Here is an 11,769-nt window from a genome sequence, read left to right on the forward strand (position 1 = left end):
TTTATTGGAGTTCAAAGTGGGACGCAGTGGCTTTCTAACGGTTCTTATTCTTTCCGGTGCGTATCTGGCTTATCTGGCAGGTTCCGGTTTCGGTAGCGGCCAGGAAATAATGCAGTATTTTACTGCTTATGGGTACGTTGGCGTGGCCGGCATCGTGATAAGCGCCGCCCTTTGGGCATCGTATGCAGTATTTATTGTGAGGGATTCCCGGAACTTCCGTCTCCAGTCCCTCCACCAGGTCTACCTGTTCTACTGCGGAAAATATCTCGGCAATGCGCTGTTCATCTTCTCCATCGCATATCTGTTCTGCATGGCGAGCTTGATGATTGCCGGCTCCGGGGCCGCGTTCTCCCAGTATTTCGACGTCGGGAACCAGCTCGGTCGCATCATCATGACGGCGATGGTTCTTGTCACCGGTCTGCTGGGCATGAAAAAGATGGTCGATGTTATCGGCAGTCTCGGGCCCTGCATCATTGTTTTCGTAATGCTTATCGCCGTCATCGCCCTGTTTGAAGGTGCCAACAGCGTCGAGGCAGGTAATGAATATATAAACACGCACAACCTGCTCAAACCGACCGATAACTGGCTTTGGGCAGCTTTCATGTATTTCTCGTACTGCATCCTGTTCCAGGCTGCTTACCTGTCGGGAATTGCGATGACCAACCCCGCCTCTACGCGACAGTTGACGTTGAGCGTCGTCATCGGGGCAACGTTGTACGTAGCGGCTTGCATCGTAATGCTTCTTGCATTCATGGCGAACATCACCGTGCTGGACGGCATCGAAGTTCCCAATCTGCATTTGGGGGCGAGTATCAATCCCATTCTCGGCGCCATCTATGGCGCCGTACTGGTGGCCGCACTCTACACCACGACCGCACCATTGATATGGTCCGTCACCAACGCTTTTGTCTCTGAAAGCACGAGCACCTACAAGTGGGTGATCGTCATGACCTCGGTGCTCGCTTATTTCGCAAGCGGTGTCAGCTCGTTCTCCGTTCTGGTGAACATTGTCACGACGGTTGCGGCCTATATCGGCATCCTCTACGTAATACCGGTGTTTTACGTGAAGTTCGTCAAAAGGCCGGTGCCAAGCGAAAGTCTTCAATCGGCGAGCTGATAGGCTGGACCAAGCAGGCTCCAGAGTGATCGAAAATGGTCACTCTGGGGGTAACCTCTGTCAGGATGCCGAAGGAGCTCCGACACCGAGTATCTCGGTCATTTCCGAAGTGGGATTAAAAAGCCGGTAAGGGAGCTGCGCTCTGTAACAAATGGAGTCGCCTTTCTCGGCATAGTACATTCGGCCGTTATATTCGAAGCCTAGAACACCGGAGAGCACATAGATGAACTCTTCGCTCTGGCAGGTAAGAAACAGCCCTTTCGGCTCCTCGTAATGAGGAGCCAGCTTTATTATGGCGACCTGCAGATCGATACCGTGAATGTTATTACGCAAAAGTTCGTAGATTAATGGTGAGTTAGGGCGACCGAAGCGCGGTCGTTTGTCCGCCTTGACCAGTATTTCTTCCTCGTCATCGGATTCAAAAAAGTGAACGACCCCAACATTATAGTAGGCGGCAAGCTTTCTTAGCTGCGCTATAGACGGCTCGGCTTTTCCCGTTTCCATTTGGCTTAAATAGCCCGGCGACAGATCGGTGGCCTCGGCAACATCCTGCAGTCTTAGCTTATTCTTCTTCCTGAGGCTCCTTAGCTTTGTGTGTATCATGGATGCAACCTCGCGGGCTATTTCTGCAGCTGCCCCAAATTCACCGCTGACCGGCAAAATTCAACATCTCGTCTCCCTCTTTAGAGAGGCTGACAAGACGGAAATCAATCATTCATTCTGTTCGTTTGACCACGGTTTTCGTGGCAGATCCGCACCAGCAATAAAATGGCGGGAGCATCGCTGCGTTCATGAACGTGGCCGATCGTGGGGGACGCTACTCGCCGGCCCGAACCTTGTGTTCCTGATGCGCTCGGCGTACCCGTCGAACACCCCACCAGACCAGTGCCACTGTCGGCGGAACGGCCGCCGCCGTAGCGATCTCGGGCAGGAAAGCGTGCTCCATAGCCGCCGCGCCCTTGGCGATGTAACCGATAAGTCCGACCACATAATAGGAGACGGCGGCGACCGAGAGACCTTCGACCGTTTGCTGGAGGCGCAACTGAAGGCGAGCACGGTTGTCCATCGAAGCGAGCAGGTCGCGGTTCTGCTTCTCGACCTCGACGTCGACCCAGGTGCGCAAGAGCGTGGTGGTCCGCGTAAGCTTGCGAGACAGGTTGGCCTGGCGTTCCTCCACTGAGCGGCAGGTGCGCATGGCCGGAGCCACCCGACGCTGCAGAAAACCGGCCCATGTTTCGTAACCCGGCACGACCGTCTCATCCAGCGCGTCGAGCCTCTCGCGCACGATGCCGTCATAGGCGCGACTGGCGCCGAACCGATAGAGGCTCGAGGCCGCGTCGGCCTCGAGCTCCGCAGCGAGTTCGGTGAGGTCGGCGAGCAGCATCTGACCGTTACGCGTTTCGCTGACCTTCATCTCCAGTGTGATTTGAGCAAGCCGGTCCTCGATCCGTCGGACGCGGCTCGACAGCGACAGCGCCATCGGCAATCCCAACATCGCCAATGTACGATAGGTCTCGATGTCGATCAGCCGCTGCGACAATGCGCCGGTGCGGGCGGGCGTCAGGCCGCGGTCGAGCACCAGGATGCGCGTCAAGCCGTCGCCATCCTGGCGAAAATCGGTAATGATCGCAGCCGCGCCGTTCTCGACCACCGAGTAGCACAGGCTGGTCGGGTCGAAGCTCGCTATCAGTTTCTCGTTGGCCGGAGTCCACTCGCGGATCTCGAGCCTGATGCCGGAGATCACGGTGCCGGGCGGGCTGAAGCCATTACCGAAGGGCGAATCCTCCCGCAGCCCACCCGATTCCACGAGCGGCCCCTCCCATACATAGGTCGAGAATTCGGTGTGCCGTTCCCAGCGGACGGATCCCTGTCCCCACTTCATGGCGTGGTGGCGGGCCTGTCGGTCGGGCGCAGCGATCCCGAGCCGCCGCGAAAGCTCGGAAAGTACGGCATGGTCCACGCTCGACCCGCCATCGGTCATGAAGGAAAGCTGTACCAGGACGCGCGGGATTTCGACCAGGGGGTGCGGCCGCGCATGAATCTCGCCGAGCGCACCGGCGCGCTCGGCATGTGCCGGAAATCCCATCACGCTGCCGGTTGCACGCGGCAGGAATTCGAGAGACGGCGGCTCGGTTGTCATCGACGGCCTCGCGATTAATCCGCCGCGGCTCTAGAAAAATTCGACGGCTCAAGCAAACGGCAAATCAGCGCACGCTCATGAGCCGCAGCATATGGACAGGCAAATAAATTCGCCAGGGCGCGCGCGAGTCCCTGAAGGACATCGAGGGCCTGGACCATGCCCGAACGACGATCGCCGAACGGACCAACGACTACAACCGGTCGCGCCCGCCTTTCGCGCTCCGCATCATGCGTGCGGCTCACGCCGCCAATCCCATCGCAACAGGCGGTCGGCTGCGCAATCTCGACTAAATAGCTCCGGCGATCGCCCGTTGCTCAACCCGCGCCATACGGCGTATCTTCAATCGCCGCTGGATGAAATTGGCAGGTTATCTCGCGGGTCATTCACACTCGCCTGAACCCATTGTCCGTAAATGGTCGGAAGGGGGTATCCAGGTACTTTCCAACTGGCGTCGAATTCGGAGTCGTACCACTGCCGAGTGGTCGGTCCGGTTTCTGTCAGCCAATGGCGACAAGCTGCCACTCAGTTACCCACCAAAGTCGGTCCGAGGTGGAGAAGTGCTTTTGCTGAAGCGAACGGCCAGCTTCTGGCTTGATAATATTAAATTGCAGAAGCTGAAACCGCAGCGACCTCCAAGGGCCAGGTTCTACCAGACTTAGATCAGTGCCATCTCGGATCCTCACGCCGAGCAGCAAGAAACCGAATGTGCATTCGCAATGTGCGAGCCGACCTTAACCGGTTATCTCCAGATGCCGTCGACCCGGTCGAAGCTGTCCATGCGCAGGTCGTCGGTGGCCGCGATCAGCTTGGACTTGGCGATCTTGTCCGACGGCGTGCGCGGGTACTCGTCGATGAAGGCGACGTAGCGGGGGACCTTGAACGCGGCGAGGTTCTTCCGGCAATGCTCGAACAGTGCGTCGAGCGAGAAGCTTTCGCGGGATACGCCTGGCTTCAACTTGATGTAGGCCTTGACCTCTTCCTTGCGCAGCGGGTCGGGCACGGGCACCACCGCAGCTTCCTCAATCTCCGGCATGTCGTGCAGCACCGCCTCGACCTCGCGTGCCGAGATGTTCTCGGCCGAGCGCCGAACCATGTCCTTGATGCGTCCTACGATCGAGTAGTAGCCATCTTCGTCCACCGTGAAGAGGTCGCCGGTGCGGAACCAGTCGCCCTCAAAGCTCTCTGCGTTCGCGTCAGGCCGCTTATAATAGCCGAGCAGGATCGAGCGGCCGCGGATCTGCAGCTCCCCAGCTTCGCCGACGCCGCATTCACGTCCATCCTCGCCGATGATACGCGTCTCGCGGAAAGGCGCAGGCACGCCGCAAGTGCGCTTGTCCAGCTTGTGCGTGGCGGAGACGGGCATGAGAATGCCTGCGCCGATCTCCGTCATTCCGAAGGAATCGCGAGCGATGACGTTGAACCGCTCCTCCGCCTCCTCGACCGAAGCAGGCGCCCAGCCCCAGGCATTGATGTAGCGAAGCGCCATCTGCTTGTCGGCGGGGCTCGGCGGCAGCGCCTTGAGCGCGACTTCGGAGAACGACGTGTAGTTGATTTCGAATTCCCGCACCCAGTCGAAGAAACGGCTCAGGCTCAGCCGTTTCGCAATGTAGGCGGTGCCCCCGAGCTGCATGGTCATCAGCAACTGCCACTGGGGATCCATGTAGAAGAACGGCGCCCACAGGAGCGAGCGCTTGATCTCGTCCGCGCCCATGCCGGCGGCGGCGGAGAGCGCCAGCAATAGCCAGTAGTCATGGGTGAGCATGCAGCCCTTGGGAAACCCGGTCGTGCCGGATGTGTATTGCAGGCTCATCAGATCAGTGGAAACGACGGGCCATGGCGCGTTCCATGGGCGCTCCTCGGCCAGCATCGCGTCAAGCGAGCCGTAGCGGCTGTCAGCCGCGCCGCGCACGAAGACGCGCGCATCGTCGAGGACGGCGGGGCGCTTCGACATACCCTCCAGCGCCGGAAGCAGCGAGGCGTCGATGATGACTGCTTGAGCGTCGGACTGGTTGAGCAAATAGTCGAGCTCGGTGCTGGTATAGGCGGAGTTCGTCGGCACCAGCACTGCGCCGAGCTTGGCAAGGGCAAACCAGGAAAGGACGAACTCGGGCACGTTGGGCATCATGAGCGCCACGTGAGCGCCCTTTCGGATGCCGCGTGCCATAAGCGCCGCCGCCAGCGTGTCGGAGCGCCTATGAAGGTCTGCGTAGGACAGGGTGATGTTGTCCTCGAACCAAATCGCGGCGGACGCGTCGCCCATCGTGGCTGCGCGCTCGGCGACGAAGGCGCCGATGGACGTGGGAAAGGCCATTGCTGCGATCTTGTCCTGCGCGGCCTTCATCTCGGCGATGCCGGGATCGATCGTCATTGTTACTTCTCCTTGGCGGCGAGCGGCGGGGTTTTGTCGAAGGTGGCCCGTACGAGCTGGTACATGTGGCCGGCAAAGGCCATCGCATCGTCGCGGTCGAGGTCGAGCGCGCGATAGAACGTCTCCATCTCCACCCGCATGGCGCGCGGCGGCAGCGAGGCGATACGGGAGGCGATCTGCCGTGCGCGTTCCATCAACTGCGCCGGCTCGACGATCTCGTTGATCAGGAAGCAGCGGCGGGCCTCCTCGGCCGAGATCGCCTCGCCGGTGAGCGCCATCCAGAGCGCGGCCGTCTGCGGTATCTGGCGCCCCAGGCGGGTGACGCCGCCGGCGCCCGGCATGCCATAGGCTATCTCGGGCAAGCCGAAGCGGGCCTTGGGCACGGCGATGCGCAGGTCGGTAAGCAGCAGCAGGTAAATCATACCCTGTCCCATGCAGGGACCGTTGACGGCGGCGATCATCGGCTTGGTGCGCTTGAGCGAAAGGATCTCGCCCTCCCAGCCTGGATATTCTGCCGGATCGCCCTCGCGACGCGGCGTCAGGTGGCGGTCGACGATTTCGGCTGTCGTGCGCTCGAGGCGCTCGCTCTTGACGTCGTCGCCGGCGCAATAGGCACGCTCGCCTGCGCCGGTCCAGATGCCGCAGCGGATCTCCGGATCGGAATAGAAGTCTTTCAGGATGCCGTAGAGCTGCTCGTGGGTCTCTGGGGTGAGCACGTTGACCGGAGGGTTGTCGAGCGTGAGGACGGCGATCCCGTCCGCTTTCTCGTATCTGAACATCAATTGTTTCCCTGTGTTCTGGTCGCGCGGATGCGCAGGAATTCCGCCAGTCCCATGGCAAGTGTGGTGATGACGACGAAGACGGTGGAGATTGCGGCGATCGTCGGGTTGATCTCGAAACGAAGGTCGTTCCAGATGCGCACCGGAAGCGTCTCGGAACCGCCCATCAGGAAGAGCGCGATGACCAGTTCGTCGAACGAGACGAAGAAGGCGAAGATGAAGGCGGCGCAGATGGCCGGAGCAAGTGGCGGCATGGTTCCGGTCCAGAAGGCGCGAGAGGGGCCGGCACCGAAGATACGCGCCGCTTTCTCCAGCATGGGGTCGGTCTGGCGATGGGCCGCACCCACGATCATCACCACGAAGGGCAGGCCGATTGCCGCGTGGGCGAAGACGAGCGTCGCCTCGCTGTCGGTAGAGCCGAAGCGCAGGGCCACGATAAACACACCGAGGGCCACGATGACGTTGGGCACGATGGCGGGAGCAAGCAGCAGCCCCGTCACTCCCGCGCGCCAGGTCTTCGACAGCCTGGACAGCCCGATGACGCTTGCCGTTCCCGCCAAGGTCGCGATCAGGCCCGCCGTGGCCGCCACACGCAGCGAACGCCAGGTGGCGGCCAGCCATACCGGATCCGAAAAGTAGGTCTGGTACCAGACGAAGCCCCAGCTTTTCGGAGGGAAACCGAGGAACCGGTCGCCACTGAACGACATCGGCACGACGATCAGGATAGGGAAGAACAGGAACAGGACCGCGAGGGCGAAGAAGATGCCGGCCAGGACGCGCAATTTCATGCCGTGCCCTCCCTAGGCGAGTAGAGAAACCGGCCAAGGACGAGGCGTAGAGCCCCGACAAGCATGATGGTGGAGACGAGCAGGATGATCGCCAGGGCGCCGGCAAAACCCCAGTTGGCCTGGCTTATCTGGTTGACGATCATGTTGCCGAGAAGGACGTCCTTCCTTCCGCCGACCAAGGCGGGCACGATGAAGAATCCCATCGACAGGATGAAGATGACAGACCATCCGGTTACCGCGCCTTCGAGGCTGAGCGGCAGGAACACCTTGCGGAAGGCGGCAAGGGGGCTGGCGCCACACACACACGCCGCCCGCACCAGGCCGGGGTCGATCTCCGTCATGGCTGAATAGCAGGTGACGATCATGATGGGTAGAAGCAGCTGCACCATCGCGACGTAGACCGCACCGGTGGAGAACATCATCGGCAGCGGCTCATTGATTATTCCCAGCCACTGCAGGACGGTGTTGATAATGCCTTCGCGCCCCAGCACCACCATCCATGCGTAGGTGCGAACGAGGATGCTCATCCACAGTGGCACCAGGACGAGGAACAGAAGCAGCGGCCGGCGGTGGGGCGGCTGGTGCACGATGAACAGCGCCATCGGATAGCCGAGCAAGAGGCAGATGGTTGATGTGATGGCCGAAACGAGCAGCGTGTTCTGGTAGACCGACAGGTAGGCCTGCCTCGCGAAGAAACGCTCGAAATGGGCGAGCGAAAGTTCGGGCGTGAAGAACGCCTCCGTGAAGACGAACGCCACCGGCACGGCGAACATCAGCAGGGCCAGCACGAGGGCGGGCAACAGGGTGAGGCGGTGATCGAGGCGCATCGCTGGACCGGTTAGGGAGGATCAGGCGGCAGCCCTCTGAGGGGCCGCCACATCATGATGTGTGACTATTCGAGCATCCACTCCTGCCAGCGCTCCTGCAGCGCTTCCATGTGCTTCGCCCAGAACACGGCGTCGACGACGAACTGGCCTGCGACGTTATCGGGATGGGTCGGCATCTCCTTGCCGATCGCCGGATCAATATGGTCGTAGAGGCCCTTGGTCATACCCGGATAGGCGACCAGCTTGGCAAACTCGGCGCTGCGTTGCGGGTCCGCGATCATGAAGTTGATGTACTGCTCGGCTTCCTTCTTGTGCTTGGTGCCCTTCATGATGCCGACATAGGACGGCTTGATCGCGCCGCCATTCCATACGCTCTCGACCGGAACGCCCTCCTGCTTGAGCTGGGTGATGCGGCCGTTCCAGGCCGTGGTGAAGGCAACCTCGCCGTCCGAAAGCATCTGCACCGGCTGCGCGCCGGCGGTCCACCAGGACGTAACGTGCGGCTTGATCTCGTCGAGCTTGGCGAAGGCGCGATCAACGCCCTCCTCGGTCGCGAGGACCGTGTAGACCTCCTTCTGCGAGACACCGTCCGCGATCAGCGCGAATTCGAGATTTTCCATCACCGAATCCTGAAGGGCGCGCGGGCCGGGGAAGCTGTCAACGTCCCAGAAGTCGGCCCAGGACGTGATCTTCTTGCCTTCGGGAAGCTTGTCCGTGCGCTGGGCGATCACCGTGGAATAGGTGGCGGCAATGCCGCCATCGACGAGCTTGGCCTCGTCGGGCAGCAGGTTGTTCGGATCGACAATGGCCCAGTCGATCGGCTCGAGCCAGCCCTCGATAGACGCCGTCGCGTATTCTACGGGCGTAAGTTCGGCGACGTCCCAGATCGGGTTCCCGGCCTTCATCATCGCCTGCAGCGCCGACACCCGATCTGTGGTGGCGAGGGCCTTGATGCGGATGCCGGTTGCCTCGGTGAAGGGCTTGTCGAACAGCATGTCCATCACTTGCGCAAGGCCACCGCCGGAGCCGGCATAGGTGATCTCTACATCCTGCGCAGCGACGCTGCCGGCCAGCAGCGGCAAGGCCATGGCCGTGGCCAGCAGGCTTCTTCTCGTCAGACGTGTCACGATTTGGTTCCTCCCATCGGTGTTGGGTTACTCGTAAAGGGGTGTTGCGTCGTGGGGCGCAAAGCCGATCCGAATTGTCTCGCCCAGTGCAGGGGCGGATTGCCCACCGGTGCGGGGCTCGGACATGCGCAGGATGAGCCCGCTAGACGTGCGAAGGCGCAGCTCCATCGTCGCGCCCTTGAAGGCCACGTCCTGCACGACCGCGTCAAAGACGATGTCCCCCTGGCCTCGAACCCTGCGCAGCTTTTCGGGGCGAATGCTCAGTGCCACCGCGTGTTCGGCAACGGTTTCGAGGCCCACTGAGGCATTGTGCCCGTCGCCGTCCACCGGCACGATGTTGGTGCGGCCGATGAAGTCCGCAACGAAGCGGTTCGCCGGCCGGTCATAGAGCGCATCCGGGGTACCGAGCTGGCAGATACGTCCCCTGTTCATCAGCGCGACGCGGTCCGACAGCGTCAGCGCCTCGCCCTGGTCGTGGGTGACGAAAAGAACGGTGGTGCCGAGATCGCGGTGCAGCCGGCGGATCTCTTCCTGCAACTCCTCGCGCAGCTTGAGATCCAGCGCCGAAAGACTTTCGTCCATCAGCAGCACCGGTGGTTCTGCAACGACGGCGCGGGCAAGAGCGACTCGCTGGCGCTGGCCGCCCGAGAGAGCTGCCGGACGACGGTCGCCGAACCCTGTGAGTTGGACCATTTCCAGCGCGCGGAAGACGCGGGCCTTCACCTCGCTCGAGTTCACCTTGCGCATACGGAGTGGGAAGGCAACGTTCTCGAAGACGCTCATGTGCGGGAAGAGCGCGAAGCTCTGGAAAACCATGCCGACATTGCGCTTTTCGGGCGGAAGCGCCCCCACGGCACGCTCGCCGATGACCACCTCGCCCGAAGTGGCGCGGTCGAACCCCGCGAGGATGTTGAGAGCGGTCGTCTTACCAGAGCCGCTTGGCCCTAGCAGGGTGATGAACTCGCCGGCGGCAATGTCGAGGCAAAGATCGTCGAGCGCCACCACGCTGCGAAATCGGCGCACGACGTGTTCGAACCGTACCGGAGCTCTTCCCTGATCCATGAGGCCCAATTCAATATATGACGACAACGTCAGTAATGACATTGACGTCATTTATGGATCGAGTCAATATCCGCACATGTTCAACGCAAGCGAAATCGAGCCAGTCGAGAATCAGGTCGTGCCCACGGTGTTCGACTTCGTCGAACTGATGACGGAGCGTGCCGAGCTGCAGCGCGGCCGTCCCAAGCGCGTGCGTACCCGCGCGAAAATTCTCGCGGCCGCGGCACAGGAGCTTGCTTTGAAGGGCTACGAGGGGCTGACGGTGGAAGGCATATGCGCTGGTGCCGAGATGGCGCGGGGCACGTTCTATCTCTACTACGGCGACCGGTCGCGGATCGCGGTTGCCCTCTTCCGCATGTTTTGGACAGCGGTCTACCGGTCACGGCCCCGTCTGCGCGGCAAGAGCCTCGACGAGCGGGTCAGGGTCACCAATTCCTTCTACCTCGCGCTATACGCGCGCAATGCGACCTTTCTTGCAGCGCAAGCGTCCCTCGCACGAGAGAAGCCGGAATTTGCGCGGTGGCACGACCAGCTGAACCACCGCTGGTCGCTGGTGATTGCCGCGAACATGCCGGGCAATTTTCCGTCCGACGAGAAGGTCTTGCGCGCACGCGCCCTTGTCGCGATGGCCGACGAACTCCTGGCAAATATCTTCACCGCCCGTACGCCCAGCTTGCGGCATTGGGCAGATCACCCTGACCGTCTCGCCGACTGCCTTACCGCGATCTGGACTCGGGTCGTAGTCGACGAAGCAAATAGCTAGAAAAATCGAGGATGAAATGACGACCAGCACGCAGGATGCTCCCGAAAGCGCGCGTCGACTGAACGACCTTATCGGGCAGGAGAGCGTGTCGGAATGGCGAGTCATCGACCAGGAGACGGTCGACCGGTACGCGGCGGTTTCCGGCGACGGAGAGGGCGAGTGGATCCACCTCAATCCGGAGCGCGCCGCTCGCGAGGCGCCCTACGGCGGAACCATCGTGCCCGGCTTTCTACAGGTCGCCAACCTGACGCGTCTGTTCGGCGAGACCGTGAAGGGCTTTAAGGGCGTCGATCCGAACCACGCCCTCAACTATGGCTTCGACCGGCTGCGCTTTGTCGGCCCGCTGCCCGTCGGCACGCCGTTCCGAGCCCGCATCCGTGTCAGTGAAATCCGTCAGCACCTGACCGGAGGCACCATTCTCAAGCAGGACGTGACGCTGGAGCGGCAGGACGGCAAGCCCACGCTATTCGCGGAGTGGCTGTTCTACATTTCGGCGCGCGGGTTCCAGTAGCAAGCTATGTGTACCGCAGGAACAAACATGGGGCTTGTCCGGATTGTCGCTTTACCGAAGCGTCAACCGCGTACGGGTTGGCTCAACCGAACCCCCATGGAGCATTGATCGCGGGCTATGAGAAGATACGCCCGCTATTCATGTCTGAACTGAGTGCTCTTGCCCTTTTTAGTGCAATCTTAGGTTGTAGACCAGATACCAGGGAACACACAGCAGGATCACGGGCTGGTCGAAATGCCGGCCCTTGCACATGACAGGCCCCCGGGAAACAAAAGCGCGTTCATGGC

11 protein-coding genes and 1 pseudogene are annotated in these 11,769 nt (G+C 61.3%); 3 read left to right on the plus strand and 9 right to left on the minus strand.

Translation table 11 applies throughout. From position 1 onward, the window contains the following. The first annotated feature begins 16 nt into the window (after positions 1-16). Positions 17-1,117 carry a YkvI family membrane protein gene (locus tag ACCO56_RS17200; RefSeq protein WP_433642002.1) on the plus strand — a complete coding sequence of 367 codons (1,101 nt, stop codon included), beginning with the start codon at positions 17-19 and terminating at the stop codon, positions 1,115-1,117. Positions 1,118-1,177: 60 nt separating this feature from the next. On the opposite strand, the gene ACCO56_RS17205 is transcribed toward ACCO56_RS17200, so the two are convergent. The 8 genes from ACCO56_RS17205 to ACCO56_RS17240 all read right to left on the minus strand — a co-directional run bounded on the left by ACCO56_RS17205 (position 1,178) and on the right by ACCO56_RS17240 (position 10,208). Further along, positions 1,178-1,777, minus strand: a complete 600-nt coding sequence (locus ACCO56_RS17205) for a helix-turn-helix domain-containing protein (RefSeq protein ID WP_433642003.1) — start codon at positions 1,775-1,777, stop codon at positions 1,178-1,180. Positions 1,778-1,934: 157 nt separating this feature from the next. Then, positions 1,935-3,257, minus strand: coding sequence for a DUF3422 family protein (locus ACCO56_RS17210; protein ID WP_433642004.1), 1,323 nt, complete (start codon positions 3,255-3,257; stop codon positions 1,935-1,937). 739 nt (positions 3,258-3,996) lie between these two features. Continuing rightward, positions 3,997-5,625 (minus strand): class I adenylate-forming enzyme family protein, encoded by a 1,629-nt coding sequence (locus ACCO56_RS17215; protein ID WP_433642005.1) that lies wholly within the window; start codon positions 5,623-5,625, stop codon positions 3,997-3,999. Between the two features lie 2 nt (positions 5,626-5,627). Beyond that, positions 5,628-6,404 carry an enoyl-CoA hydratase/isomerase family protein gene (locus ACCO56_RS17220; RefSeq protein ID WP_433642006.1) on the minus strand — a complete coding sequence of 259 codons (777 nt, stop codon included), beginning with the start codon at positions 6,402-6,404 and terminating at the stop codon, positions 5,628-5,630. Next, complete coding sequence (locus ACCO56_RS17225; protein ID WP_433642007.1) at positions 6,404-7,192, minus strand: ABC transporter permease; 789 nt, start codon at positions 7,190-7,192, stop codon at positions 6,404-6,406. The genes ACCO56_RS17220 and ACCO56_RS17225 overlap by 1 nt, the downstream gene beginning before the upstream one ends. Continuing rightward, entirely contained in the window at positions 7,189-8,019 is an 831-nt protein-coding gene (locus tag ACCO56_RS17230; RefSeq protein WP_433642008.1) for an ABC transporter permease, read from the minus strand. Before ACCO56_RS17230 ends, ACCO56_RS17225 begins: the two co-directional genes overlap by 4 nt. Positions 8,020-8,084: 65 nt before the next feature. Further along, a complete protein-coding gene (locus ACCO56_RS17235; protein WP_433642009.1) occupies positions 8,085-9,146 on the minus strand; it encodes an ABC transporter substrate-binding protein in 1,062 nt (353 codons plus the stop codon). 27 nt (positions 9,147-9,173) lie between these two features. After that, positions 9,174-10,208: an ABC transporter ATP-binding protein gene (locus ACCO56_RS17240; protein ID WP_433642010.1), complete on the minus strand. Its 1,035-nt coding sequence runs from the start codon at positions 10,206-10,208 to the stop codon at positions 9,174-9,176. 76 nt (positions 10,209-10,284) lie between these two features. Here ACCO56_RS17240 and ACCO56_RS17245 point away from each other — a divergent pair, with 76 nt between their 5' ends. After that, complete coding sequence (locus tag ACCO56_RS17245; RefSeq protein ID WP_433642011.1) at positions 10,285-10,971, plus strand: TetR/AcrR family transcriptional regulator; 687 nt, start codon at positions 10,285-10,287, stop codon at positions 10,969-10,971. A 16-nt stretch (positions 10,972-10,987) separates the two neighbouring features. Next, a complete protein-coding gene (locus tag ACCO56_RS17250; RefSeq protein ID WP_433642012.1) occupies positions 10,988-11,482 on the plus strand; it encodes a MaoC/PaaZ C-terminal domain-containing protein in 495 nt (164 codons plus the stop codon). A gap of 174 nt (positions 11,483-11,656) precedes the next feature. On the opposite strand, the pseudogene ACCO56_RS17255 reads toward ACCO56_RS17250, so the two are convergent. Then, positions 11,657-11,734 (minus strand): annotated as a pseudogene (locus tag ACCO56_RS17255) (IS6 family transposase); the annotation flags it as partial. Between the last annotated feature and the right edge of the window lie 35 nt (positions 11,735-11,769).

The sequence above is a fragment of the Mesorhizobium sp. 1B3 genome (genome assembly GCF_050958605.1).
Lineage (GTDB): Bacteria > Pseudomonadota > Alphaproteobacteria > Rhizobiales > Rhizobiaceae.